The following is a 26,464-nucleotide window of genomic DNA, read 5'->3' as shown; positions in this document are numbered from 1 at the left end:
CGCCGAGCCTCCGACAGGCGGCCCGGCCCCCGCCTCCCTAAAGTGCAGAGCATGACTGTCAGCGAGGCGGCGCCGACACCGTCGCGGACCGGCTTTCTGGGGCGGGTGCCCGAAGCGTTCGCGATGTTCTTCGGCCTGCTCGGGCTCTTCTGCGCGGCCATCGCGCTCATCCCCCCGCTGCGCAGACTCCTGCACCCGATCTCCTGGTTCCTGGACCGGGTCACCGTGCCGGTCAGCGCCAACCTCGCCTATGCCGTCTTCCTGCTGCTGCTCGCGGCCGCGATCGGCGCCCGCAAGAAGGTCGCCTGGTGGCTGGTGGTCATCTACCTCGGGCTGCTCTTCCTGCTCGACGTGCTGCTGATCACCGTCGCCGACTGGGCGTGGCTCCCCAACGGGGTGCTCTGCGCCGCTGCCCTGGTGGTGCTGATCCTGGCCCGCGGGCAGTTCTACGCCCAGACCCGCAGGGGTGCCTTCCGCCGGGCCGTGGGGGTGCTGTGCCTCGGGCTCGCGGCGGGCGTCCTGGTCGGCTGGGGCCTGGTCGAGATGTTCCCCGACACCCTGCCGCGCGGCCAGCGACTGCTGTGGGCCACCAACCGCGTCCTCGGCGGTCTGGTCTCCAGCGGCCAGTTCGACGGCAGCCCGCCGAGGCCCCTGTACTTCTTCCTCGGTCTGTTCGGCGCCATCGCCCTCCTGACGGCCGCCTCCACGCTCTTCCGTTCGCAGCGGATGGAAGCCGCCCTGCACGGCGACGAGGAGCCGCGCATCCGGGCCCTGCTCGGCGCGTACGGCCGCCAGGACTCGCTGGGCTACTTCGCGACCCGCCGCGACAAGGCGGTGGTGTTCTCGCCCAACGGCAAGGCCGCCGTCACCTATCGGGTCGAGACGGGCGTGGCGCTCGCCAGTGGCGACCCGGTCGGCGACGCAGGCGCCTGGGGCCCGGCCATCGACGCCTGGCTGGACATCGCCCGCCAGTACGCCTGGGCGCCCGCCGTGATGGGCGCCTCCGAAGAGGGGGCGACCGCCTACGCCCGGCACGGCCTCGGCGCCATCCAGCTCGGCGACGAGGCGATCCTGCACGTCGCCAAGTTCGACCTCGACGGCCGCGACATGCGCGTCACCCGGCAGGCCGTGCGGCGGGTCGCGCGCACCGGCGCCACCACCCGCATCCGCCGCCACTCGGCCCTCAGCGACGAGGAGATGCGCCAGATCGTCGACCGCGCCGACGCCTGGCGCGACACCGAGACCGAACGCGGCTTCTCGATGGCGCTCGACCGCCTCGGCGACCCGGCCGACGGCGACTGCCTGCTCGTCGAGGCCTTCGACGCCGACGGCACCCTGATCGCGCTGCTCTCCTTCGTGCCCTGGGGCACCGACGGCATCTCGCTCGACCTGATGCGGCGCGACCGCAGCGCCCCCAACGGCGTCATGGAGTTCATGGTGGCCGAAGTGTGCGCCACCGCACCGAAGTTGGGCATCCGCCGCATCTCGCTCAACTTCGCGGTGTTCCGCTCGGCCTTCGAGGAGGGCGCCCGCATCGGTGCGGGACCGGTGCTGCGGCTGTGGCGCAAACTGCTGCTGTTCTTCTCCAAGTGGTGGCAGTTGGAGGCCCTTTACCGCTCCAACGTGAAGTACCAGCCGCAGTGGTACCCCCGCTTCCTCTGCTACGGCGACGCGGGCTCGCTCGCCCGGGTCGGCCTCGCGTCCGGCATCGCCGAGGGCTTCGTCTCCGTACCGAGCCTGCGCAAGCTCTGGGGCAAGGGCCGCCCCAAGGGCGTCACCAAGCCCGTCACCACCGCGGGCCTGCCCTCCATCGAGGCACTCGGCCTCGCCTCGCCGGACACCCTCGAAGTGATGGAGCGTCAACTCCCGGAGCAGGTACGGGTACGCCACCGCAAACTGGAGCGGCTGCGCGCGGAAGGCACCGAGCCCTATCCCGTCGCCGTCGCGGTCCGCACCCACACCCTGGCCCGGCTCAGGACCGCGGGCGAGGGCACGAGCGCCACCGTCGCGGGACGCGTCATGGCCGTGCGCGACTTCGGCGGCGTCGTCTTCGCCGTCCTGCGCGACTGGTCGGGCGACCTCCAACTGGTCCTCACCCGCGAGGGGGCGGGCGCCGCAGTCCTCGGACGATTCACCCGCGACATCGACCTCGGCGACCACATCACCGCCTCCGGCACCACCGCCACCAGCGACCAGGGCGAGTTCTCGCTCTTCGCCACCGGCTGGCAGCTGACCGCCAAGTGCCTGCGCCCGCTGCCCGACAAGCGGCGCGGCCTCGCCGACCCGGAGGCGCGGGTACGCCGGCGCTATCTCGACCTGGTGGCGAGCCCCGAGGCCCGCGAGGTCGTCAGGGCCCGCTCCACCGCCGTCCAGGCGCTGCGCCAGGGCCTGCTGCGGCGGGGCTATCTGGAGGTCGAGACGCCGATGCTTCAGCAGATCCACGGCGGCGCCAACGCCCGCCCCTTCACCACCCACATCAACGCCTACGACCTCGACCTGTATCTGCGCATCGCCCCCGAGCTGTACCTCAAACGGCTCTGCGTCGGCGGCGTCGAGAAGGTCTTCGAAATGGGCCGCACCTTCCGCAACGAGGGCGTCTCCTACAAGCACAACCCCGAGTTCACGATGTTGGAGGCCTATCAGGCGTACGCCGACTACGACGTGATGCTCGACCTGGCCCGCGAGCTCATCCAGGACGCGGCCACCGCCGCCTTCGGCGCCCCGATCGCCCGCAAGGCGGACCCGGACGGCACGATGGTCGAGTACGACATCTCCGGGCCCTGGCCCGTCAAGACGCTGTACGGGGCGCTCTCCGAGGCGCTCGGCGAGGAGGTCGACGCCGATACCGACGAACGGCGCCTGCGCCGGCTCTGCGACCGTGCCGGGGTGCCGCACACCCCCGACAACACGCGCGGCGACGTCGTCCTCGAAATGTACGAGCGGCTCGTCGAGGAGAAGACGCGCCAACCCACCTTCTACAAGGACTTCCCCACCGAGGTCTCCCCGCTGACCCGCGTCCACCGCGCCGACGCCCGGCTCGCCGAGCGCTGGGACCTGGTCGCCTTCGGCACCGAACTGGGCACCGCCTATTCGGAGTTGACCGATCCCGTCGAGCAGCGCCGCAGACTCACCGCGCAGTCCCTGCTCGCGGCGGGCGGCGACCCGGAGGCCATGGAGATCGACGAGGACTTCCTGGACGCCCTCGAATACGCCATGCCGCCCACCGGTGGCCTCGGCATCGGCGTGGACCGCCTCGTCATGTTCCTCACCGGGCTCACCATCCGCGAGACCCTGCCCTTCCCGATGGTCCGCCGTACCTGAAACGGACCGGGACCGGCGGCGCCGGGTGACTCCATTCGTGCCGGTGTCGCCCCGGCGCTGACGTTTCGTCGGCCCGGCGGCGGCCCGGGGTCCTAATGTGCGGCCATGACGAACAAAAGCCGTATGTCATGAAAAGGGATCAGATGGTCCCCAGTCGGCGGACGCTGCTGCGCCTCACCGCCTGCGTCGGAGCCGCCGCCGCCGTGCGCCTGCTCACCGCCGAGCACACCGGCGCCCCCACCGGCCCGACCCGCGCTGCCCCCGCCGCGGGACCCCAGGCCGCCGCGCCCCGGCTGCGCACCAGCGCGTACCGCCTGGAACCCATGACCGCCTACACCCCGCCGCGCTACCACACCGCCCTGCCTCCGGTGCGGACCAGACCGTTCCTGAGCATGCCCCAGCTGGGGGAGCGCTCGATGGTGCTCACCTTCGACGACGGCCCCGACCCGCGCTACACCCCCGGCATCCTCAAAACCCTGCGCGAGCACGACGTGCGCGCCGTGTTCTTCCTCTGCGGCGAGATGGCCACCGACAACCGGGACCTGCTGCGCGAGATGCGCGACGACGGGCACGTCATCGGCAACCACACCTGGACCCACCCGCAGCTCAACAAGACCGCCCCCGCCGCGATCCGCTCCGAGATCGGCCGCACCAGCGAGGTCATCGAGCAGACCGTGGGCGAACCGCCGCAGTGGTTCAGGGCGCCGTACGGGGCGTGGAACCGCAATGTGTTCGAGATCCAGGCCGAGCTGGGCATGGAGCCGCTCGCGTGGACCGTCGACACCCTCGACTGGACCACGCCCGGGACCCCCAGCATCATCCGCCGGGTCCTGGACGGGGCCGCGCCCGGTGTCGTGGTGCTCTCGCACGACGCGGGCGGCGACCGCTCGCAGAGCGTCGCGGCCCTGCGCACCTATCTGCCCGAACTCCTCGCGCAGGGTTACGCGTTGAAGGTTCCGCCCCGGCGCAGATGAGCCCGCGGGCGGCTGTCCTCCGACGGCCGCGCGATCGCCCCGGCGCTACTTGACGGACACCAGGCGCGCGAAGGCCACGACGTTCCCGTCGTAGCCGCGGGCCCTGGAGAAGCCGCCGCCGCACGTGATCACCCGGAGCTCCGGGTGCCCGGTGTCGCCGTACACCCGGGCACCCGGGAAGGTGGCCTTGTCGAAGACCTCGACGCCGTACACCTCGAACACCGCGGTGCGGCCGTCGAAGCGGTCCACCTCGATGTGGCTGCCCTTCTGGAGCGAGCCGAGCCCGTAGAAGACCGCCGGCCCCTTGGTGTTGTCCACATGGCCGACGACCACCGCCGTGCCGCGCATGCCGGGGGCGACGCCGTTCTGGTACCAGCCGGCCAGGTTCGGGTCCTGGGGCGGCGGTGCCTGCACCCAGCCCTGCGCATCGGTGCCGACGTCCATGACCGGCGCGTTCACATTGATCGACTCGATCCGCACCCGGGAGGCCGGGGCGAAGGGCAGCGGCTCGACCTCGGCGGCCGGCGCCGGTGTGGACGCGGTCTCCGCGCTGCTGGCAGGCGCGGCCGCCGCTGCGGGCTGCGGCGGCCCCATCGTCGCGTCCGCGCCGTTGCGCATCAGCGCGAGGCCGGTCAGCATCACCAGGGCCAGAGCCCCCCACGGGGAGCGCCTGCGACGCTCCATGCCGCTCTCTTCGTGCGCCATCTCTCTTCGTCAACTCCTTCGCCGTCCACCCTCAGCGCGCCTTCGAGCACCGTAAGGGCGGCGCGCCCGCTCGGCGATCGCAGAGCGGCGAACGGGTGCCGGTCCAGCCGGCCTGGGCCATCCGGGTACCACGGCGGCGAAAATGATCTGACGGTCTGTGACCTGCGGGTCCGTCAGATTTCGGGGCCGAACGGGGGGCCGGCCGTTCACCAGGGTGGATGAGTACCGAAATGCGGCTTGTATGAGCGGCGGTGAGGGTTCGACGTGGGAGGCGTACTCGTCGATCATCCCGGGGCACGGCTCCGGGGCGTCCTCCCATGGAGGTTCAACGATGCGTGCTTCACGCGCTCTAACGGTGGCGCTGGCGGTCGGCGCCGCGGTCGGGTTCGCCGCGCCGGCGGCCCTCGCGGGGGGTCCGCCGTCCGGCGGGCCGACCGGTGTCGAGGTCGACCCCTCCCGGGTCCACCAAGGTGCCACCTTGAACATCACCGCCCACGGCTGCCACAACGGCGGCCGGGTCAGCTCCAACGCCTTCGACGAGGTCCATCTCTCGTCGGGCGACACCAACTTCGCGACCGCGCGGATCCACGACCACGCGACGCCGGGGGAGTACAGCCTGGCGGTCAAGTGCAACGACAACGACCGAGTGGCGACGCGCAGCTTCCGGGTCCTCGAAGGCCGGGGCGCCGACGGCGGGCTCGGCGGCGCCGCGGGCCCGAGCGACACCGAGATGGCGGTCGGCGGCGCCCTCGTCGGTACGGCCGCGATCGGCGGTGCGCTGTTCGTCGCGCACCGCCGGCGCCAAGGCGTAGGGGTCTGACCGGACGAACCTCCCGGGAAGGGCCCCAACGGCCGGTCGCCCCCGAGTCCTGGCCAGGACTCGGGGGCGACGGGTGTCCCTAGGGCCAGTCCGGCGGATCTTGTCTGGGACGCCACAAGGCCAAGGCACCCGACGGCGACCAGATCCGCCGGACAGGCCCTAGTGCCTGCGGGTCGCGGAGCGCCGACGCAGGGCGTAGACCCCGCCACCGAGCGCGACCGCGACCAGCGTGGCGCCGACTGTGAGCTCGACGGGGTCCAGGCCGTCGTGCACGCTGCCGCCGAGCCCGCCGCGGACGCCGAGCGGGGGCGTGCTGGACCGGATGGTCGGGCGGTCGGTGGGACGGAAGGTGGGGCGGGTGGTCGAGCTGGCGGTCGGCGCGCCACCGGCGATGGTGAGCTGCGTCGTCGACCGCACACCGTCGCAGTTGAACGTCACGGTGTACGAGGCGCCCCGTTTGGCGTCCCCGTCGACCGTGGCGTTGCGCGAACTGTTCCTGGGGATGGTGACGGTGTCGAACACACCGGAGGAGGCTGTCGCGTCGCCGGAGCAACCGGTGGCGTTGAGGGTGACTTGGCCGGCGGGCGCGATCACCGACGGGGTCACGGTGAAGGTGGGTGTTGCGGAGCTTGCGTTGGCGCTGCCGTCGGCGGCCACCGCGGTGGACGGCGCGAGCGCGAGCGCGGCGGCGCCGACGAATGCGACGGATGCGATGCGTATCGCGCCCATGGTCAATCCTCCGGTCCCCGAGGGGCAAGCTGCGGAACCGATTCCACATTGGGGGGTGAATGCACCTCGATGCCCGAAACGCTAGGAGGCGACCCGGCGTGTCGCGATCCGTGTCGGGCGAATGGGGCATCGGCGTCCCCCACCCGGCCGAGCGAAGGCCCCGCCGGTCCGGCGGAGCCTCGGGGCGCGGCCTGCCCGGCGGGGAGCGTCAGCCGATGGTGGGGAACAGGTCGAAGAAGGGCCCGGCGGTCGCCGAGATGCCTCGGCCGAAGGGAGCGTCGAAGTCCCAGATCAGGAAGAGCAGGAAGGCGATGAGCGCGCTGAAGAGGCCCGCGAGCAGCAGCTCGCGCCTGGTGCGCCGGATCTGAAGCGTGAAGATCAGCCCGACCGTGACCAGCGCGCCGATGATCAGGCCGAACCAGACAACCCCGGGCATGGTGGCGCCCGCTCCCTGCCCGCGCGCCGTCCGGGCGGAGTCCACGACGGCCACCTGGTCGATCAGCGGCTGGTAGGCCTGGGCCTCGAAGTCGTTCGCGGGGTGGTAGTCCGTCACATCGCGGCGGATCCTCTCCAGTTTCTGCGCGCTCTCGTCGGTGAGTTCGCCCTCCTTGGCCATGTGGCTCCACTCGGTGTGCACCACATAGGAGGCGTACGCCTCGACGTCGGTCCGGGTGCGCTCGCGCACCTCCGCCGGATACACCTGGACCCGCTGCGAGATCTCGTGCAGCGCCTGGGCCTCCTGCTGCACATCCGCCTGGGCGGCCCCGCGCCCCTCCCAGACGCCCGCGATGGCGAGGCCGAGCACGATGGCGTACACCACGCCGATCATCATCGTCATGTACTCGATGACGTCCGGGGTGTCCGAGGGGTCGTCCTCCGGGTCGACCCGGCGGTTGCTGAACAAGGTGATGGTGAGCACGACCGCGCATGCGGCGGCCATGGCGATGACCAGGACGAGCCAGTCGGACAAGGGAACCTCTCAGGAGGAAGCGGACTCAGCGGGAGCGGGAGCCGGAACGGGTGCGCAGCAGGGCCGCGCCGATGACGGCGGGCGCGGTGATGAGCAGCGTGAGGGTGACGGGGGAGAGCCGGGGCGCCGCCTTCTTGCGCGGCGGCATCCGGTAGTTGCGCAGGACGATCCGCTGAGCACGCGGCGGCCCGGGGTGCGGCGAGGCGGCGGGCGGCGGCGGCACCACGGGCGGCGCCGGCGCGGCAGGGTTCACCGGCGGGCGCGGTGCCGGGGGCGCCGGCGCGGGCGGGACGGCGGGTGGCCTCGGGTGCGGCGCGGGGTGGTGCGGCGGGGCCGGCCGCGGTGCGGGCGCGGGCGGCGGCTTCGGCGCGGGAGGGGGCGTGGGCGGGGTCGGGGTCGGCGGCACCCGGGTGGGCGGGGGCGTGGGGTGCGGAGGGTGCGGCGGCCAGGGGCACCGGTGGCCCGTGCCCGCGACCGCCCAGGGCGAGCCGCCGCTGCCCTGGGTTACGGAGGCGTACGCACAGGCGTCGGCCCGCGCGGCCGGTGCCGGTGCCGCCAGCAGCACGGTGAAGGCCGTGGCGGCGAGCAGCCGCCCGGCGAGGTGTCGTCCTTGCACTGAATGATCATCGGGCGGTGGGGGCGCAACCGGAGGGGGCGTCGAATCGATTCGCCTGAAGGGGGGAGTTCCGGGCGGCTTTGTGTTCGCCGCGTTGACCGCTTGTTCGGGCCCTTGTCGATTCGGCGCCCCCGCATCGGAAAGATTTCCGCTCCCGCGTTGAACACACCGGTGCCCCCCGCCCGTACTTAGGGCCATCACCCGGCGCACCCGGGCGTCCCAACAGCCTTACCGAACACGGGAGTTGACATGACAACCTGGCGCAGCGCATCGCTCGCGGCAGCGGCGGCAGCGGTACTGGCACTGACCGCGACGGGCTGCGGCCAGGACAAGGGCAGCAGCTACGCGGGCGGCAACGGGCAACCCGTCGGCAACGCCGGCGCCGCCCAGCAGCCCACCGACAACGCCTATGGCGCGGGCGGCGGTTATGGACAAGCGGGCGGCGCCGAGTCCGCCGCGAAACCGGCCGGACAGCTGACGGTCAGCGACAGCAAGGACCTGGGCAAGGTCGTCACCGACAGCGCCGGCTTCACCCTCTACCGCTTCGACAAGGACACCGCGAACCCGGCCAAGACGAACTGCGAGGGCGACTGTGCGAAGGCCTGGCCCGCGGTGCCCGCCGACGGGGTCAGCGCCGCCGCCGGCACGGACGCCTCGAAGCTCGGTTCGGTCACCCGCGCCGACGGCAGCAAGCAGCTCACCATCGGCGGCTGGCCGATGTACCGCTATGCCAAGGACACCAACCCCGGCGACACCAACGGGCAGAACGTGGGCGGCACTTGGCACGCCGCCGCGCCCGACGGCAAGAAGGCGCAGGCCCAGGCAGAGGCGCCGGCCCCGGCCGCCGCGGCCATGCCCGGTCTCTCGGTCCGCAAGGACGCCAAGCTCGGCGACGTCATCGTGGACGCGCGCGGCATGACCGTCTACCGCTTCAAGAAGGACTCGGCCTGGCCGATGAAGTCCGCCTGCACGGGAGCCTGTCTGGAGAAGTGGCCGGTGGTCGCGCCGGTCGAGAAGAACGACACCAAGGGCATCGCCCTCAAGGGCTTCGTCACCTTCAACCGCCCCGATGGGGTGAAACAGCAGTCGATCACCTGCTGGCCCGTCTACACCTTCGCGGGCGACGCCAAGCCCGGCGACACCAACGGCCAGGGCGTGGGCGGGACATGGTACGCGGTGTCCCCCGAGGGCAAGCTCGTCGGCGCCCCCAAGTAGCCCCGCCCCCGGCCCCTTCGGCCCGTCACCGCGACCCCCCACGCGGCGGCGGGCCGACGGGTGTGTCCAGTCGGCGATACGATGGCGCGTGCTCCCGCGTCGAGCCGTACGATCCGGCGCACAAGCCGGGAGCGTGTGACTAATAACGGACGACCATTTTCCGTTTTTACTCGCTCTCTCGGCGGACGATCAGTAGCCTCAGGCGCAAACAATGGTCATGGTCATGGCCGTCCTGCGGCGACTTGTTGGAGACATTGATGGAGCGTCCCGCCTGGGCCCCTCAGGGCATCGACATCTCGGTGCCGAGCGTGTCCCGCATATACGACTACTACCTGGGCGGTTCGCACAATTTCGAGGTCGACCGCGAAGCGGCCCGCGAGGCCATGCGATTCATGCCGGGGCTGCCCAAGATCATGCAGGCGAACCGGGCCTTCATGCGGCGTGCCGTGCGATTCGCGGTGAGTGAGGGAATCACTCAGTTCCTGGACATCGGATCCGGAATCCCGACTTTCGGAAATGTTCATGAGGTCGCCCAATCGGCGAACCCCGAGGCACGCGTCCTGTACGTCGACCACGACCCGGTGGCCGTGGCCCACAGCCGCGCCGTCCTCGCGGACAAGAAGCTCGCCGGCATCGCCTCGGCCGACCTGCGCAAGCCACACGACATTCTGAGCGCCCCCGAGACCTCCCAACTGCTCGACCTGACACAGCCGGTGGCGCTGCTGCTGATCGCCGTGCTGCACTTCGTCGAGGACCAGGACGACCCGTACGAGGCCGTCGCCGCACTGCGCGACGCGCTCGCCCCCGGCAGCCTCCTCATCCTCACCCACGCCTCCTATGAAGGCATCCCGCTCAGCGAGGAGGAGGCGGGCCGGACGGTCGGCGTCTATCGCAACATCAAGAACCCGCTGGTGATGCGCTCGCCCGAGGAGATCGCCGGGTTCTTCGAAGGGTTCACGATGCTCGACCCCGGTCTGGTCTCGATGCCGCTGTGGCGGCCGGAGGGCGAGGCCGACCAGGAAGACCCGTACGCCTTCTCGGGCTTCGCCGGCGTGGGACGCAAGGCGTGAGCAAGCTGCCCGAGCCGCAGGCTCCGGACCTGGTGCCGGACAGCCCCGAGGACCGGCTCAGACGGTTCGCGACGATCTGGGGCCGGGCCATCTTCCCGGTGACCGCGACCTCGCTGACCCGGCCCGAGTTCGAGCAACACCTCGTGCCGCTGGCCCGCCGGCTCATCCACGCCCTGCACGGGCGGCACTTCGACCCCGCGCCCGCCCAGGAGGTCGGCGCCGATCTGGTGGCCGTGCACTGCACCGACCCGGACGCGCTCAGCCGCACCCTCGGCGTGGTCGAGTCGTATCTCGTCCTGTACTGCGGCGCGGGCGACGAGCTGGCCTCCGAAGAGGCCCGGGCCCGCTGTGCCCGGCTCCAACACGCCCTGGCGGCCGGCTTCGCCGCGGCCCTGCGCGAACGGACCCGCTCCGAGCAGGAAGCCATCGCCCGCTCCGCGATGTCGGCGCGCACCGCGGCCCTGGACGCCCTGCACGCCACCGAGACCCGGTTCCGCGCGGTCTTCGAGGGCGCCGCGATCGGCATCGGCATCGCCGACCTCGACGGCCGGGTCCTGGAGGTCAACGAGACGCTCACCCGGATGTTCGGCGGCATCGAGGGCCAGCTCCGCAGCCGCAACGTCAGCGAATGGGTGCACCCCGAGGACGCCCCGCAGGTCTGGCGCCTGTACGAGGAACTCGTGCGGGGCGACCGGGACCACTACCGCGTCGAGAAGCCCTACTACCGCGGTGACGGCACCGTCCTGTGGACCAACCTCACCGTCTCGCTGCTGCGCGACGCCGAGGGCCGGCCGCAGTACCAGCTCGCCCTGATGGAGGACACCACCGAGCGCCGGCTGCTCAATCTGCGGCTGCGCTACGAGGCGACCCACGACGCGCTCACCGGACTGCCCAACCGCACCCTGTTCTTCGAACGCCTGGAGAAGGCGCTCGCGCCGGGCGACGGCAAACGGTTCGGGCTCTGCTATCTGGACCTCGACGGCTTCAAGGCGGTCAACGACAGCCTCGGCCATTCGGCGGGCGACCGGCTCCTGGTGGAGGTCGCCGACCGGTTGCAGAGCTGCGCGACGGGACCCGGGGAGATGGTGGCCCGGCTCGGTGGCGACGAGTTCGTGGCGCTGACCACCGGACCGGACACCGAGTTCGAGGCGGACGAGCTGGCCTCCCGCATCCTCAACACCCTCGCCACCCCGATCCGCATCGAGGGCCGCGAGCTGACGGTGCGCGGCTCGATCGGCGTCGTCGAGGGCCCGGCGGGCGAGCGCAGCGCCGCCGAAGTGCTGCGCAGCGCCGACATCACGATGTACCGGGCCAAGTCGGCGGGCGGCAACCGCTTCCAGTTCGCGGACGCCGAGGCCGACGCCCGTGCCATCACCCGGCACGGGCTCACCAACGCGCTGCCCGCGGCCCTGGAGCGCGGCGAGTTCTTCATCGAGTACCAGCCTCTGGTGCACCTCGGCGACGGCAGCGTGCACGGCGCCGAGGCCCTGGTGCGCTGGTCGCACCCGCAGCACGGGGTGCTCGGGCCCGACCGCTTCATCCCGCTCGCCGAGCACACCGGGCTCATCGTGCCGCTCGGGCGCTGGGTGATGCAGGAGTCCGTACGCCAGGCACGTGCCTGGCAGGAGGCCCACCCCGGCGCCACCGACGGCGGCCCGCTGCGCATCAACGTGAACCTGTCGCCGACCCAGCTCTACCACCCGGGCCTGGTCGCCGACACCGTCGAGATGCTGGAGCGCACCGGGCTCTCCCCGGGCGCGCTGTGCCTGGAGGTCACCGAGTCCGCGCTGATAGGCGCGGACGACGATCTGCTCAAGCCGCTGCGCCAGCTCGCCGAGATGGGCGTCGACATCGCCCTCGACGACTTCGGCACGGGCTATTCCAACCTCGCCAATCTGCGCCGGCTCCCGGTGAGCGTGCTCAAGCTGGACCGCTCCTTCACCCAGTCCATGCAGCAGCTGCCAGCCGACCCGGTGGACATCAAGATCGTCGAGGGGATCGTCTCGCTCGCGCACAGCCTCTCCCTCGCGGTCACCGTGGAGGGCGTGGAGACGGGCGCGCAGGCCGAGCAGTTGAAGGAGCTGGGCTGCGACACGGCCCAGGGCTGGTACTACGCCCGCCCCGGGGCCCCCGACCGCATCCACTCCCTCGCGCTGGTGGACGCGGTGTGACCTCAGGGGGCGGCGCTGCCCTCGGGGCGCCGCCCCGTGCCGATGCCGAGCAGTACCCGCCGCAACTCCCGTGCCGCGCGCGGCGGGTCGACGTCGCCGCGGTGGGCCAGGGCGATGGTGCGGCGCAGACCGGGGCGGGCCAGCGGGGTCACCCGCAGGTCCCCGGCGCGCGCCGCCACCATGCTCGGCACCACGGCGATCCCGAGCCCGGCCCGCACGAAGCCGAGCACCGCGTCCATCTCGCCGCCCTCCACGGTGAAGGCGGGCTCGAAGCCCTCGGCCCGGCACGCGGCCACCGTCAGCTCCCGCAGGTCGTAGCCGTGCCGGAACATCACCAGGGGCGCCTCGCGCAGCTCCGCGATGCGCACCGCGGAGCCCGCGCAGGGCGGCGGCTCGGCGGGTGAGGAGACCACCACCAGGTCCTCCTGGAGCAGCTCGACCGTGGTGAGGACGGGGGAGCCGGCCGGGAGCGGCAGCACGATGAGCGCCAAGTCCAGTGCGCCGCGCGCCAGTTCACGTACCAGATCGTGTGAGCCGCCCTCCTCGATGAGGAGCTGGATGCCGGGATGGCGGTCGTGGAAGGCGCGCAGCACATCCGGCAGCAGGCCCGTGCACAGGCTGGGCGTGGCCCCGAGCCGCACCCGGCCGCGCCGGAGCTGGGCCAGCTCCTGGACCTCGACGCGGGCGGTGTCCGCGTCCGCCAGGATGCGCCGGGCCAGCGGAAGCAGCGCCTCGCCCGCGTCGGTGAGCGCGATGTTGCCCCGGGCGCGGCTGAACAGTTCGGCGCCCAGCTCGTTCTCCAGCGCCTTGATCTGCTGGGAGAGCGAGGGCTGGGAGACGTGGACGCGCTCGGCGGCCCGGGTGAAGTGCCGGGTCTCGGCGACCGCCACGAAGTAGAGGAGCTGCTGGAACTGCATGCCCTCAACGATACGGCACGATAGGGCATCGCTATGAAGATGAGCCGAACCATGTCTTGGACCTCTTGGGCCCTTCGCCCCTAGCGTCGATGCCATGGCTCTGGCACCGCGGACGGACAAACGGCCGTCCATGACGCGCACCCTCTGGGACTCGACCGTCGGCAAGAAGACGGTCATGGCCGTGAGCGGTCTGATCATGCTGTCCTACCTGGTCGTCCACATGATGGGCAACCTGAAGATCTTCTTCGGGGCCGGCCAGTTCGACTCCTACGCCCACTGGCTGCGGACGATCGGCGAGCCCTTCCTGCACTACGAGTGGGCGCTCTGGCTGATCCGCGTCGTGCTGGTGGCCGCCGTGGTGGGCCACGCCGTCTGCGCCTACCAGCTCAGCCGCCGCGATCTGCGGGCCCGGCCCACCGGCTACGTCCACAAGCGGGCCCGGGCGAGTTACGCGACCCGCACGATGCGCTGGGGCGGCATCATCCTCGCCCTGTTCATCGTCTGGCACATCCTGGACCTGACGACCGGCACCGTGCACTCCGGCTTCCGGCCCGGCCACCCCTACCAGAACGTCGTGGACACCTTCTCCACCTGGTACGGCAACACGATCTACATCGTGGCGATGGCCGCGCTCGCCCTGCACGTGCGGCACGGGTTCTGGAGCGCCGCACAGACCCTGGGCGTCGGCAACGCCACCCGGGACCGGGTGCTGAAGACGCTCGCCAACCTCCTCGCGCTGCTGCTTTTCGCTGGATTCGTCGCCGTACCCGTCGCCGTGATGACCGAAGTGGTGAGCTGACATGACCTCGTACACCCACTACGCGCTCGGGGACCCCGTCCACGACACCCGAGCGCCCAAGGGGCCGATCGCCGAGCGCTGGGACACCCGCCGCTTCGAGGCCAAGCTGGTCAACCCGGCCAACCGCCGAGGGCACACCGTCATCGTGGTCGGCACCGGACTCGCGGGCGGCTCGGCCGGCGCCACCCTCGCCGAACAGGGCTACCACGTCGTCCAGTTCTGCTTCCAGGACTCGCCGCGCCGCGCCCACTCCATCGCCGCCCAGGGCGGCATCAACGCCGCGAAGAACTACCGCAACGACGGCGACTCCGTCCACCGCCTCTTCTACGACACCGTCAAGGGCGGCGACTTCCGCGCCCGCGAGTCCAACGTCCACCGCCTCGCCCAGATCTCCGTCGAGATCATCGACCAGTGCGTCGCCCAGGGCGTCCCGTTCGCCCGCGAATACGGCGGGCTCCTCGACACCCGCTCCTTCGGCGGCGTCCAGGTCTCCCGCACCTTCTACGCCCGCGGCCAGACGGGCCAGCAACTCCTGCTCGGCGCCTATCAGGCGCTCTCGCGCCAAATCGCCGCGGGCAACGTGGAGTTGCACGCGCGCACCGAGATGCTGGACCTGATCGTGGTGGACGGCACGGCGCGCGGCATCGTGGCCCGCGACCTCGTCACCGGGAAGATCGACACCTACTTCGCCGACGCCGTGGTCCTCGCCACCGGCGGCTACGGCAACGTCTTCTACCTCTCCACCAACGCGATGAACTCCAACGCGACCGCCATCTGGCGGGCCCACCGCCGCGGCGCGTACTTCGCCAACCCCTGCTTCACCCAGATCCACCCGACCTGCATTCCGCGCACCGGTGAGCACCAGTCCAAGCTCACCCTGATGAGCGAGTCGCTGCGCAACGACGGCCGCATCTGGGTGCCGAAGGCCCAGGGCGACACCCGCCCGGCGGCCGAGATCCCCGAGCACGAGCGCGACTACTACCTGGAGCGGATCTACCCCTCCTACGGCAACCTCGTCCCGCGCGACATCGCCTCGCGCGCCGCCAAGAACGTCTGCGACGAGGGGCGCGGGGTGGGCCCCGGCGGCCAAGGCGTCTACCTCGACTTCGCCGACGCCATCAAGCGCCTCGGCCGAGCGGCCATCGAGGCGAAGTACGGCAACCTCTTCGACATGTACGCGCGGATCACTGCCGAGGACCCGTACGAGACGCCGATGCGGATCTATCCCGCCGTGCACTACACGATGGGCGGCCTGTGGGTCGACTACGACCTCCAGACCACGGTGCCCGGCCTGTTCGCGATCGGCGAGGCCAACTTCTCCGACCACGGCGCCAACCGTCTCGGCGCCTCCGCCCTCATGCAAGGCCTCGCCGACGGCTACTTCGTGCTGCCCTCCACCATCAACGACTACCTCGCCCGCAATCCGCGCCAGGAGCCCGTCACCGACGAGCACCCGGCGGTCGCCGAGGCCCTCGCCGAGACCGAGGACCGCATCAACCTCCTGCTGGCCGTGAACGGCGACCGCACCCCCGACTCCTTCCACCGCGAGATCGGTGAACTCATGTGGGAGTACTGCGGGATGGCCCGCACCGAGGAGGGCCTGCGCAAGGCGCTGGAGCGGATCCCCGGGATCCGTGAGGAGTTCTGGCGCCGCATCAAGGTGCCGGGCAGCGGCGAGGAGTTCAACCAGTCCCTGGAGAAGGCGAACCGCATCGTCGACTACCTGGAGCTCGCCGAGCTCATGTGCCTCGACGCCCTGCACCGCGCCGAGTCCTGCGGCGGCCACTTCCGCGAGGAGTCCCAGACCCCGGAGGGCGAGGCCGCACGCCGCGACGAGCAGTTCTCGTACGCCGCCGCCTGGGAGTTCGCGGCCACCGGCGAGGCCCCGGTCCTGCACAAGGAAGACCTCGTCTTCGAGTACGTCCACCCCACCCAGCGGAGCTACGCATGAAGCTCACCCTGCGCGTCTGGCGCCAGAAGAACGCCAACTCGCCCGGCGCCATGGCGACTTACCACCTCGACGACATCTCGACGGACATGTCCTTCCTCGAAATGCTCGACACGCTCAACGAGGAGCTGATCCTGCGGGGCGAGGAGCCGGTCGCCTTCGACCACGACTGCCGTGAGGGCATCTGCGGCGCCTGCTCACTCGTCATCAACGGCGACGCCCACGGCCCCGAGCGCACGACCGCCTGCCAACTGCACATGCGGTCGTTCCGCGACGGCGACACCATCGACGTCGAGCCCTGGCGCGCCTCGGCGTTCCCCGTGGTCAAGGATCTGGTGGTGGACCGCTCGGCCTTCGACCGGATCATCCAGGCCGGCGGCTACGTCAGCGTGCCGACCGGCGCCGCGCCCGAGGCGCACGCCACCCCGGTGCCCAAGCCCGACGCCGACTTCGCCTTCGAGCACGCGGAGTGCATCGGCTGCGGCGCCTGCGTGGCGGCCTGCCCCAACGGCTCGGCGATGCTGTTCACTTCGGCGAAGGTCAACCACCTGAACGTGCTGCCGCAGGGCGCGCCCGAACGCGAGACGCGGGTCCTGGACATGGTGGGGCAGATGGACGCCGAGGGCTTCGGCGGCTGCACCCTGACGGGGGAGTGCGCGACGGCCTGCCCCAAGGGCATCCCGCTCCCGTCGATCGCGGCCATGAACAAGGAGTGGCTGCGCGCGACGCGGAAGGCGAGGAAGGTCGGCCGCTGAAGGTCCCCGAGGCGAGGACGCGCCCCCGGTGTCCCCGGGAGCGCGTCCGTAGGCTCAACTCAAGCTCTCGAAAAGGCGGTTGAACGGATCAGGCGACCGACAGATCGTCCCCGTACACCGCGCCCTGTCCGTACCAGCCGTGCAGATAGACGGTGACGGTGCCCGAGGCGCCGGTGGTGAACGGCACGGTCAGCTTGGACCAGCCGCTGGAGTTGCCCCAGGTGCTGGCGGTGGCGCCGCCCCGCACCCCCAGGTAGGCGTAGCTGCCCTGCACCCAACCGCTCAGCGTGTACTGGGTGTTGGGGGCCAGGGTGAGTGTCTGCGCGCACTCGCCGGTCGCCGCGGAGGTGGGCTGGGTCTTCAGCGCGTGGGAGCCGCCGTGCACCGGGCTCGCCACCACGGCGGCGCCGCTGTCGCACGTCCACGGGGAGAGCGAGCCGCTCTCGAAGCCGCCGTTGACCAGCGCGCCGGTGTTGCCGCCCGGGCCCGACACGGTGAGCGTGAACGTCGTCGAATGGGTCAGCGCGCCCGCGGTGCCGGTGACGGTGATCGGGTACGTGCCGGGCGCGGCCGAGGCCGACGCGGCGACCGTGAGCCGGGCCGAGGCGCCCGCGGTGACCGAGCTCGGGCTGAGCGTGGCGCTCACCCCGGCGGGTGCGCCGGTGGCGGTCAGGGCCAGCGTCTTGGCGGTGCCGGAGGTCACGGCCGTGCTCACCGTGGCAGTGGTGGAGCCGCCGGGCGCGACGGAGGCCGAGCCGGGCGCGACGGCCAGCGAGAAGTCGTCCTGGACCGGCCCGCCGCCCCCGGTGAAGGGCTCGAAGGTGTGGCTGAAGTACCACGGGTCCTGGGCGATGCCGGAGCAGCCGTCCTGGCCGCCGGTGCCGGGGCAGCCGCCGTTGTCGCGCTGGAGGGCCCAGAACGAGAGGGTGTTGATGCCCTTGGCGGTGGCCCAGTTGTAGACGGCGGTGGCGTCCGCCGTGGTGAACGTCTCGGCCGGCCCGTAGTCGTCGATGCCGGGCATCTCGGTGACGCCGACCATGCCCCACAGCTGGGCCGAAGTGCGGCCCGGGTAGAGGGAGTTGAGCTGGTTGTAGAGCCCGGTGGCCGCGGTCTGGGTGTCGTTGGCCATGTTGTGGGTGGCGCCGTCGTAGTAGTCGAAGGTCATGAGGTTCACGACGTCGACCTTGGCGCCGTACTGGACGGCGCTCCTGAGCACCGCGAGCCCGCTGTCGGCGAGGCCGCTCGTGGTGGTGGGCAGGGTGTAGGAGATCTGTACGGAGCGCCCGTTGGCGGCCGCCCAGTCCTGCACCTTCTTGATCGCCTGGTTGCGGCGGTCGATGCCGGCCTTGTTGGTCAGCGAGTTGTCCTCGATGTCCATGTCGAGCCGGGAGAGGTCATAGGTGGTGATGACCTTCTCGTAGGCGGCGGCTATCGAGTCGACACTGGTGCAGCTGTCGGCGATCTCGGTGCCGCCGTTGTCGGCCGCGTACCCGCCGAAGGACGGAATGACGTCGCCGCCGCGCGAGCGGATGGTGGAGATGTCGGCGCCGAACACGGACGACGCGATGGGCTGGCTGGTCGAGCCGTTCCAGTACGGGGTGCAGGACCCCTTGGCGTCGGCCTGCACGAACGCCATCGTCAGGTACTTGGCACCCGACTTCTGCGCGAGATCGGCCGGGCTGTCGGAGGAGTACGCCTCGAAGTACGGCGCGAAGACATGGGCGGGCAGCGGCGTAGCGGCGTGCGCCGCACCACCGGCTCCGATGACGAGGCCGGCGGACGCGGCGACGGTACTGAGGCTGGCGAGCAGGGCGCGGACGGATCTCGGGCGTCTCATCGGGGCTCTCCGACGGGGGGTGAGAGAAGGATGCGGACGCCCCATGATTGGTCTGGACCAACGACCGGTCAAGGGTCTAGGCCAATTCATTTCACGCGCTTTGCCTCACGGGTCAACTGACCTGCGACGCAAGGGAGTCGGGGATCTGAGTCGTGCCGACGCGTCCCCCAGCAGCGAGCTCGCTCCATGAGGCCGGAGGTCCCGGGCGGACGAGACGCCGCCCGATCTCGCCAGCGGCGGGCCGTCCTTTCGTCCGCTATGCTCCCCGCATTCGGCTGGCGGAGAGTCGAAGGGCGGCAATGTGTCCGAAGGCCCGGCACCTGAGGACGCTGCACATGGGTGTGGTGCACCCAACTCCGTACGAGTACTGGTGGGTTCACGAGGTATGTGACCGAGAGCGCCAGCCGGGTGGCATCGAGGGATCAGCATGCCTGAAACCGTGAAAAAGACCATTGCTCGAACCCGAGCGGAATTTACCGGTGAGCCCGAAGAGGGGGCGTTCGCGGGGGTTCCGCGGGACGGCTCACTCGGTCTTGATACCTGCCTGAGGGAACAACGTGCCCTTCGCGCCCTGGTGGCGCTCGGCCTCTTCAACCGACGGGGGCTCGGGGAAGCTCGTCCGCCCAGTCGGTGGGGATTGCACACGCTCGTGGCCTACGACATCACAATGTCGCCTCGCTACAACCGGCTCGTCCTTCTCACGAACGCTCCGCACAACGTGGCCCCGTACTTGCTGCCCAGCAACGACGGGGGGAGTTCTCTACCGGGACTCAGGCTCGAGGAGTTCCGAGGCCGACGCACCTATGTGGCGCGTCATCTGCCCACGGGCGCTGAACCAGTAATCACCGGAAACCCGTCCGGCACCTGGAGTGCGTCGCGGCGTCCTTCACCGCGCTCCGACTTCTACTCGGTCGACGAACCGCTGAGCGCCTCGGAGCGGGCGCGGTTGGACGAGGTACCAGTCCTGAGCGCAGATGCGGAGTGCCTGTTGGCTGGGCTCGCTACCAGGATCGCGACCCAGGATCCTCGGGGCAGGTGGGCTATCGGCAACTGGTTTTCCGACCCTCTGCGACGTCCAGGCCGGCTCAACGACGGCAGTGAAGAGTGGTATGGGAAGCAGCTGTGGGGTTCGGTGGACCGATGGCGATTCTGGTGGAACGGCTTCCCCTACGTTGATGACGTCGCAGCGTCACTGACGGCGCCTCGAATTGGCATCTCGGGTGCCACATGGCGCCGTGTCGGCGACAGCGTGGACGTGCGGTTGGGGACTGCGACCCTCAGCCTGTACGGGCGTCGAGCGTCGTTCTTGCGGACCGTGGGGCGATCCGCATGAGCTGGGACGACGTGACGCTGCTGATGCTTGCTGCCTTTGGCGCCGTCATGCTGCTGCTCACGCAGATCACCGAGGTGCTGTCAAAGCTCACTGACGTCATCCACGCTTGGCGTGAGGTACGGGGCGCACTGCGAGAGAGGCCAGCGGGCTCCACGGAACCCCGGGGGTTCCACGGCCCCACCGATAACGAACCTGCCCGCGGTACGGCCTTTCCCCAAGGACTGTCGTCGCGGCCGACTGGCCACGCCCACGGCGGTCAGGAGCCGGGGTGTGAGAGGCACGGGCGGCACGCGGCCTGTCGGAGCGGATCCGACCAGGGGTCGTGCCCTTGTTGGGCCTTCATGGTGGAGGTAGGCGGTGTCGGCATGCCGGACTGGCCGTAGGACTGGCGAGCATCAGCCTGTTCATCGCCGGTGACGGGGCCCGAGGCGGCCTGTTCAGCTGAACGTGGCGGCGGTGCTGGTGGCGGATTGCGCGGACCGCAACGGTGAGGCCGGTGCCGGTTGGCTCTGGCCGATGTCCTCGTACCCCCACGACCTGCGTCGCGCCCGGTCGCGACGCATGAGGCGCAGCCATACGTTGCGGGACGGGGCGACGGCGCGCCCCTCTTCACGGGATTGCCTCAGAGGCCAACGGGCCCGTGTGTCAGCGGAGAGTTTCCGACGTCATGTACATCTGTTACATTGATTACATGAGTGATCCGGTGGTTGAATCCATGGCCGAGGTCCGCAGTCACCTCGCCGACGTCATCGATCGCGCTCGCCGGGAGGAAACCCCGACGATCATCACCCGGCGCGGCAAACATGAAGCTGTCGTGATCGACATCCAGGAGTACCAGCGCCTGCGACAGATCGCCGAAGAGGCCGAAGAGGCGTTGCTCAACCGGCTGGCCGACGAAGCGGAGTCCGAGGGCACGGAAGGTTCGGTCTCGCTCGAAGAGATGGCCGCCTTGCTCCGCGCCCAAGAGGGCTGACCCATGGGCCACGTCACGCGTTTCACGCCGCACGCCCAGCGGGACATGCTGAAGATCCCGCGCCCGGATGCTCTGCGTATCCTGTATCGCCTCGCTGAACTGCAAAGGGCAATGGACGCGGGCGATACGACCGCATTCGACGTCAAAGCCCTCCAAGGGCACGACGCTCGTTGGCGACTGAGGGTCGGGGACTACCGCATCGTCTATACCGTCGAGAACGGCCAACTCATCGTGTGGGTCCTGGCCGTCGGCAATCGCCGCGACGTTTACCGCCAGGTTCCGTAGGAGGCCCGGTTGACGCTGACCTGCCGGGCGACGTTCGGCAGATCAGCTCCTCAGCCCGCTCACGCAAGCGGCCCCGGACGAGGGCGTCCGAGGCCGACCAAAGCGCCTTCGGCACGTAGAACCCCAGGTCAACGGCGCAATGCCTTGTGCCCCGGAAGGATGCAAACCTGGGACACCCGGTTTAGGAGAGCGGTGTTCCGCTCCCCTGAGAAGCCGTCGCAAGCGCCTTCGCCAGGTAGGGGGCCGTGCGGCCCGTGCCCGCCGCGGCGATCTCGGTCGGGGGGCCCGCGGCGATCACGTGGCCGCCCTCGTCGCCGCCGCCCGGGCCGAGGTCGAGTACCCAGTCGGCGCCCGCCACCACGCTCATGTCGTGTTCGACCACGACCACCGAGTGGCCCGCGTCGACCAGGCCGTGCAGCTGGCGAAGGAGGATCTCCACGTCGGCCGGGTGCAGGCCCGTCGTCGGCTCGTCCAGGACGTACAGGGTGTGCTCGCGCCGGACCCGCTGCAACTCCGTCGCCAGCTTGATGCGTTGGGCCTCCCCGCCCGACAGCTCGGTGGCGGGCTGGCCCAGGCGCAGATAGCCGAGGCCCACGTCGAGGAGGGTGGCCAGGCTGCGCGCGGCGGCGGGGGTGTCCGCGAAGAACCCGGCCGCGGCCTCCACCGTGAGGTCGAGCACCTCGGCGACGGTGCGGCCCCGGCGCGTCACCTCCAGCGTCTCGGGGTTGTAGCGCGCGCCGTGACAGTCCGGGCAGGGCGCGTAAGTGCTCGGCAGGAAGAGCAGCTCGACGGAGACGAACCCCTCGCCCTGGCACGTCTCGCACCGCCCGCCCGGCACGTTGAAGGAGAACCGGCCCGCCTTGTACCCGCGCGCCTTGGCCTCGTCGGTCTCGGCGAACAGTTTCCGTACGACGTCGAAGAGGCCGGTGTACGTCGCCAGATTGGAGCGCGGGGTGCGGCCGATGGGCTTCTGATCCACCCTCACCAACCGCCCCACGCCCGGGAGTTGCTCATCCAGCGCGTCGACCAGGGTGGACTTTCCCGAGCCGGAGACGCCGGTCACCGCCGTGAACACGCCGAGCGGGAACGCCGCGTCCACACCGCGCAGATTGTGCCGCCGCACCCCGGTCAGCTCCAGCCATCCGCGCGGCTCGCGGACGGTGCGGCGAGGCGCGGGGGAGCGGTCGAACAGGAAGCGGCGTGTCGCCGAGCCCTCGATGCCGGCGAGGTCCGCGGGTGGCCCGCTGTGGAGCACCCGCCCGCCGTGCTCGCCGGCCAGCGGCCCCACATCGACCAGCCAGTCCGCGCGCCGGATCACCTCCAGCTGGTGCTCGACCACGAACACCGAATTGCCCGCGGCCTTCAGCCGGTCGAGCACCGTGAGCAGCGCCTCGGTGTCGGCGGGATGCAGACCCGCCGACGGCTCGTCCAGGACGTACACCACACCGAAGAGCCCCGAGCGCAACTGGGTTGCCAGGCGCAGGCGTTGGAGTTCGCCCGCCGAGAGGGTCGGCGCGGCCCGGTCCAGGCTCAGATAGCCAAGACCCAGCTCGACGACCGGGGCGATGCGCGAGAGCAGGTCGGCGGTGACGGTGTCCGCGGTCGTCCCGCCGTCCGCCGCGGCGAGCAGCTCCGCGAGCGCCGTTAGCGGAAGGGAGACGAGCTCGGCGATCGTACGGCCCGAGAAGGTGACGGCCAGCGCCTCGGGACGCAGCCGGCTGCCGTCGCAGACCGGGCAGCGGGCCGCGGTCAGGAAGCGCTCGGCCTTCGCCCGCAGCGGCTGGCTCCGGCTCTCGGCGAACGTCTTCATCACATAGCGCCGGGCGCTGAAGTACGTTCCCTGGTAAGGGCGTTGGATGCGGTCGGCCTCGCGCACCGGGTGCACCGTCACCACCGGCTGCTCGTCCGTGAACAGGATCCACTCGCGGTCCTTCGGGTCCAGCTCCCGCCAGGGCCGGTCCACGTCGTACCCGAGCGCGTCGAGCACATCGCGCAGGTTCTTGCCCTGCCAGGCGCCCGGCCACGCCGCGATCGCACCCTCGCGGATCGACAGCGAGGGGTCGGGCACCAGCAGCTCCTCGCTGGTGCGGTGGACCCGGCCCAGGCCCTGGCACTCGGGGCAGGCGCCGACCGCCGTGTTGGGCGAGAACGAGTCCGAGTCGAGGCGCTCGGCGCCCGCCGGATAGTGGCCCGCCCGCGAGAACAGCATCCGCAGCGAGTTCGAGAGCGTGGTCACCGTGCCGACCGACGAACGCGAGGACGGGGCCGAGCGGCGCTGCTCCAGGGAGACCGCGGGCGGCAGCCCCGTGATCTCACCGACCGCGGGCGCCCCCACCTGGTGGATCAGCCGGCGTGCATACGGCGCGACCGACTCGAAGTAGCGGCGCTGCGCCTCGGCGTAGATCGTGCCGAAGGCGAGCGAGGACTTCCCCGACCCGGAGACGCCGGTGAACACGGCGAGACAGTCGCGCGGAATGTCGACGTCCACCCCGCGCAGATTGTGCTCGCGGGCACCGCGGACACGGACGTACGGATCAGTGGGGCTTTGCATACCGGAATCCTACGGCCGGACGCGCGGCGTGATCTTCAGGCCCGGCGGTCCTCGCCCAGACCCGCGAGACGGGCGAGGCGACGGTAGGAGTCCAGCAGCGCCGCGCGGTCGTAGGTGCTCGTCGTGACCAGGAACTCGTCGGCCCCGCTGTGCCCGATGACCTTCTCGAGCGCGTCGGCGACCTCCTCCTCGGTCCCGTACACCTGGCCGCGCAGCGCCTCGTCGAACAGGGTCCGCTCGCGGTCGGTCATGGTTCGGGAGAGGACGTCCTCGGCCGGGGTCAGCGGGGGGAACTCGCCGCGGGTGCGCGAGTACGCCGTCGACCAGGCTTCCGGGAGCAGGATCCGGCGGGCCTCCTCGGTGGTCTCCGCGACGGCGACCGTGCCGGAGACGATGACGTACGGGTGCTCGCGCTGCGCGGAGGGCCGGAAGGACGTGCGGTAGCCGTCGATGGCCCGCAGCATCGCGTCCTCGCCGCGCACGTTCGCGATCACGAGGGGCAGCCCGGCCTCGGCGGCGACCCGGGCGCCCTTGCCCGTGGCCAGGACGAAGGCGGGCACGGTCAGGCCCTCGGCGGGGCGGGCGTGGACCTGGGGGTGGGCGCGCTGACTGCCGTCGAAGTAGCCGAGCAGTTCGGCCAGTTGGGCGCCGAAGTCGTCGGCGTCCTCCTTGCCCCGGCCCAGCGCTTTGCGGATCCCGTCGGTGAAGCCCACGGAGCGGCCGAGGCCCATGTCGATCCGGCCGGGGAAGAGCGACTCCAGGACCCCGAACTGCTCGGCCACGACCAGGGGTTGGTGGTTGGGCAGCATCACCCCGCCGGTGCCCACCCGGATCGAGGAGGTCGCCGAGGCGACGGCCGCGGCCAGGACGGCGGGCGCGGAGCCCGCGACGCCGGGGACGGAGTGGTGCTCGGACACCCAGAAGCGGTGGTATCCGAGCCGTTCGGCCTCGCGGGCGAGCGCCACCGTGTCCCGCAGGGCCTGCGGTCCGCCGTGGCCGGCCGCCGTGTCGCGGGGGACCTGCGGTGCGCTGTGGCCGGCACGGATGCGCGAGCGGTCGAGTACGGAGAAGCGGGTCGTCGCGATCGTTGAGCTCACACCGGGTTCAACGCGGCGGGTGCGGGATGATTCCCGCGAACGGAATGGAGCGGAACGGAACGGAACGGGCCGGGCCGGGCCGGACGGACCCAATGGGCCGAGTGGGCCGAGTGGGCCGAGTGGGCCGAGCGGGCCGGACGGGCCGACCGGGCCGATCGGATGGGCCGGACCGACCGGATGGACCGGGCGGATCCTGGTCGGACCCGACGTGCCCCGACCCGCCCCCCCCCGGCCAGACCCGACCCGCCCCGAGCCGTCGCCCGGCCGCACGGGCTCTAGCCTGAGGGCGTGATCGACAGAACCCGGCCCCTGGCCGTCTTCGACCTGGACGGCACGCTCGCCGACAGCTCCCACCGCCAGCGCTTCCTCGACCGCAAGCCCCGCGACTGGGACGCGTTCTTCGCCGCGGCCCCCGCCGATCCGCCGCTGGCCGAGGGGGTGGCGCTGTGCCGGGAGGCGGCCGAGGAGTGCGAGGTCGTCTATCTGACCGGGCGGCCCGAGCGCTGCCGCCGGGACACCGTGGAGTGGCTCGCCGCGCAGGGGCTCGCCGAAGGCGCCCTGCACATGCGGCGCAACGACGACCGGCGCCCGGCCCGGCTCACCAAGCTGGACATCCTGCGCAAGCTGGGGCGCGACCGCGAGGTCCGGATGCTGGTGGACGACGACGAGCTGGTGTGCGACGCCGCCGAGCGCGCGGGTTTCCGCGTGGTGCGGGCCCGCTGGGCCGACGCCGGCGAGGCGCTCAAGGCCGCGCAGGAGCGGGAGGGCCGCACCTGAGCGCGGGGCGGCTCCCTCCAGGGCCGGGTCGAGCCACCCGCACGGCGCCGCCCGACCCTGACGGTCGCCCTGCCCCCGGCGTCGCCCCGCGCCCGGCGTCGCGCGCGCACCCAGGGACGCCGCCAAGCCCCGCGCCGCCGGACCTGGCCCGAGTCGCGCCCCGCGCAGCCGGCTCGTGTTCAGGCCTCCGCGTCGTCGTCCAATCGGAAGCCCACCTTGAGCCCGACCTGGTAGTGCTCGATGACACCGTTCTCGATGTGTCCGCGCACCTGTGTCACCTCGAACCAGTCCAGATTGCGCAAGGTCTGCGCCGCGCGGGTGACGCCATTGCGAATGGCCTGGTCGACGCCCTCGTGGGAGGTGCCGACGATCTCGCTGACGCGGTACGTGTGGTTGGACATGGAGGTGCTCCCCTCTCGTCGCGTTACTCCACGGTGCCCCACCTGGGCGCACCGCGCGAGGCAGCGGCCGACGGCTCGGCAAGGCGCGGTCGCGTGGATGGCCGGAAAAGTTCGGTCCCCTGCGGGGCTTGACCGCCCCATTGGTCCATACCAAACTCACGTGCCACACCCGAACAAGCCGGATCGCGCTTGCCCCACGT

Annotated in this window: 21 protein-coding genes; 12 read left to right on the top strand and 9 right to left on the bottom strand. The window is 71.3% G+C overall.

From position 1 onward, the window contains the following. The first annotated feature begins 51 nt into the window (after positions 1–51). Complete coding sequence (gene lysX, locus DWB77_RS06510; protein ID WP_120720337.1) at positions 52–3,321, top strand: bifunctional lysylphosphatidylglycerol synthetase/lysine--tRNA ligase LysX; 3,270 nt, start codon at positions 52–54, stop codon at positions 3,319–3,321. 128 nt (positions 3,322–3,449) lie between these two features. After that, on the top strand, positions 3,450–4,295 hold the full coding sequence (locus tag DWB77_RS06505; RefSeq protein ID WP_120720336.1) for a polysaccharide deacetylase family protein: 846 nt from the start codon (positions 3,450–3,452) through the stop codon (positions 4,293–4,295). A gap of 45 nt (positions 4,296–4,340) precedes the next feature. Here the strand turns inward: DWB77_RS06505 and DWB77_RS06500 are convergent, their stop codons facing one another. Continuing rightward, on the bottom strand, positions 4,341–5,000 hold the full coding sequence (locus DWB77_RS06500) for a class F sortase (RefSeq protein WP_120720335.1): 660 nt from the start codon (positions 4,998–5,000) through the stop codon (positions 4,341–4,343). Positions 5,001–5,355: 355 nt separating this feature from the next. On the opposite strand from DWB77_RS06500, the gene DWB77_RS06495 reads away from it, so the two are divergent. Beyond that, positions 5,356–5,820, top strand: a complete 465-nt coding sequence (locus DWB77_RS06495) for a hypothetical protein (protein WP_428985105.1) — start codon at positions 5,356–5,358, stop codon at positions 5,818–5,820. 159 nt (positions 5,821–5,979) lie between these two features. Here DWB77_RS06495 and DWB77_RS06490 read toward each other — a convergent pair whose 3' ends face one another. The 3 genes from DWB77_RS06490 to DWB77_RS06480 form a co-directional block, all read right to left on the bottom strand. After that, positions 5,980–6,549 (bottom strand): hypothetical protein, encoded by a 570-nt coding sequence (locus DWB77_RS06490; RefSeq protein WP_120720333.1) that lies wholly within the window; start codon positions 6,547–6,549, stop codon positions 5,980–5,982. A gap of 208 nt (positions 6,550–6,757) precedes the next feature. After that, positions 6,758–7,519, bottom strand: coding sequence for a DUF4239 domain-containing protein (locus tag DWB77_RS06485; RefSeq protein WP_120720332.1), 762 nt, complete (start codon positions 7,517–7,519; stop codon positions 6,758–6,760). A gap of 25 nt (positions 7,520–7,544) precedes the next feature. After that, positions 7,545–8,135, bottom strand: a complete 591-nt coding sequence (locus DWB77_RS06480) for a hypothetical protein (RefSeq protein WP_120720331.1) — start codon at positions 8,133–8,135, stop codon at positions 7,545–7,547. Between the two features lie 249 nt (positions 8,136–8,384). On the opposite strand from DWB77_RS06480, the gene DWB77_RS06475 reads away from it, so the two are divergent. The 3 genes from DWB77_RS06475 to DWB77_RS06465 all read left to right on the top strand — a co-directional run bounded on the left by DWB77_RS06475 (position 8,385) and on the right by DWB77_RS06465 (position 12,591). Further along, the gene (locus DWB77_RS06475) at positions 8,385–9,350 is read left to right on the top strand and encodes an SCO0930 family lipoprotein (protein WP_120720330.1); all 966 of its coding nucleotides are present in this window, start codon (positions 8,385–8,387) and stop codon (positions 9,348–9,350) included. Positions 9,351–9,607: 257 nt separating this feature from the next. Then, positions 9,608–10,420 carry an SAM-dependent methyltransferase gene (locus DWB77_RS06470; protein WP_120720329.1) on the top strand — a complete coding sequence of 271 codons (813 nt, stop codon included), beginning with the start codon at positions 9,608–9,610 and terminating at the stop codon, positions 10,418–10,420. Then, the gene (locus tag DWB77_RS06465; protein ID WP_120720328.1) at positions 10,417–12,591 is read left to right on the top strand and encodes a putative bifunctional diguanylate cyclase/phosphodiesterase; all 2,175 of its coding nucleotides are present in this window, start codon (positions 10,417–10,419) and stop codon (positions 12,589–12,591) included. Before DWB77_RS06470 ends, DWB77_RS06465 begins: the two co-directional genes overlap by 4 nt. Before the next feature lie 2 nt (positions 12,592–12,593). Here the strand turns inward: DWB77_RS06465 and DWB77_RS06460 are convergent, their stop codons facing one another. Continuing rightward, positions 12,594–13,508 carry a LysR family transcriptional regulator gene (locus DWB77_RS06460; protein ID WP_120720327.1) on the bottom strand — a complete coding sequence of 305 codons (915 nt, stop codon included), beginning with the start codon at positions 13,506–13,508 and terminating at the stop codon, positions 12,594–12,596. Positions 13,509–13,602: 94 nt separating this feature from the next. Between DWB77_RS06460 and DWB77_RS06455 the strand changes: the two genes are divergently transcribed. The 3 genes from DWB77_RS06455 to DWB77_RS06445 are packed head-to-tail and all read left to right on the top strand — an operon-like array spanning position 13,603 to position 17,010. Further along, entirely contained in the window at positions 13,603–14,307 is a 705-nt protein-coding gene (locus DWB77_RS06455) for a succinate dehydrogenase (protein WP_120720326.1), read from the top strand. A gap of 1 nt (position 14,308) precedes the next feature. Next, entirely contained in the window at positions 14,309–16,258 is a 1,950-nt protein-coding gene (locus DWB77_RS06450) for a fumarate reductase/succinate dehydrogenase flavoprotein subunit (protein ID WP_120720325.1), read from the top strand. Beyond that, positions 16,255–17,010 carry a succinate dehydrogenase/fumarate reductase iron-sulfur subunit gene (locus DWB77_RS06445; RefSeq protein WP_120720324.1) on the top strand — a complete coding sequence of 252 codons (756 nt, stop codon included), beginning with the start codon at positions 16,255–16,257 and terminating at the stop codon, positions 17,008–17,010. Before DWB77_RS06450 ends, DWB77_RS06445 begins: the two co-directional genes overlap by 4 nt. Before the next feature lie 88 nt (positions 17,011–17,098). Here the strand turns inward: DWB77_RS06445 and DWB77_RS06440 are convergent, their stop codons facing one another. Then, a complete protein-coding gene (locus tag DWB77_RS06440; RefSeq protein WP_120720323.1) occupies positions 17,099–18,847 on the bottom strand; it encodes a glycosyl hydrolase family 18 protein in 1,749 nt (582 codons plus the stop codon). Positions 18,848–20,871: 2,024 nt separating this feature from the next. Here DWB77_RS06440 and DWB77_RS06425 point away from each other — a divergent pair. Together DWB77_RS06425 and DWB77_RS06420 are read left to right on the top strand one after the other, a co-directional pair. After that, positions 20,872–21,153 (top strand): type II toxin-antitoxin system Phd/YefM family antitoxin, encoded by a 282-nt coding sequence (locus DWB77_RS06425; RefSeq protein ID WP_246033433.1) that lies wholly within the window; start codon positions 20,872–20,874, stop codon positions 21,151–21,153. Positions 21,154–21,156: 3 nt separating this feature from the next. Then, a complete protein-coding gene (locus DWB77_RS06420; RefSeq protein WP_120720319.1) occupies positions 21,157–21,438 on the top strand; it encodes a type II toxin-antitoxin system RelE family toxin in 282 nt (93 codons plus the stop codon). 181 nt (positions 21,439–21,619) lie between these two features. Here the strand turns inward: DWB77_RS06420 and DWB77_RS06415 are convergent, their stop codons facing one another. Both DWB77_RS06415 and DWB77_RS06410 read right to left on the bottom strand, forming a co-directional pair. Beyond that, positions 21,620–23,989: an ATP-binding cassette domain-containing protein gene (locus DWB77_RS06415; RefSeq protein WP_120720318.1), complete on the bottom strand. Its 2,370-nt coding sequence runs from the start codon at positions 23,987–23,989 to the stop codon at positions 21,620–21,622. Positions 23,990–24,024: 35 nt separating this feature from the next. Next, on the bottom strand, positions 24,025–25,086 hold the full coding sequence (locus DWB77_RS06410) for an LLM class flavin-dependent oxidoreductase (RefSeq protein ID WP_120720317.1): 1,062 nt from the start codon (positions 25,084–25,086) through the stop codon (positions 24,025–24,027). 288 nt (positions 25,087–25,374) lie between these two features. On the opposite strand from DWB77_RS06410, the gene DWB77_RS06400 reads away from it, so the two are divergent. Beyond that, entirely contained in the window at positions 25,375–25,863 is a 489-nt protein-coding gene (locus tag DWB77_RS06400; RefSeq protein ID WP_120720315.1) for an LNS2 domain-containing protein, read from the top strand. 179 nt (positions 25,864–26,042) lie between these two features. Here DWB77_RS06400 and DWB77_RS06395 read toward each other — a convergent pair whose 3' ends face one another. Next, positions 26,043–26,264 (bottom strand): dodecin, encoded by a 222-nt coding sequence (locus DWB77_RS06395; RefSeq protein ID WP_120720314.1) that lies wholly within the window; start codon positions 26,262–26,264, stop codon positions 26,043–26,045. Positions 26,265–26,464: the final 200 nt, after the last annotated feature.

This window comes from Streptomyces hundungensis (assembly GCF_003627815.1).
In the GTDB taxonomy this organism is placed as follows: Bacteria; Actinomycetota; Actinomycetes; order Streptomycetales; family Streptomycetaceae; genus Streptomyces; species Streptomyces hundungensis_A.
This window is presented reverse-complemented; position numbering and strand designations above follow the sequence as displayed.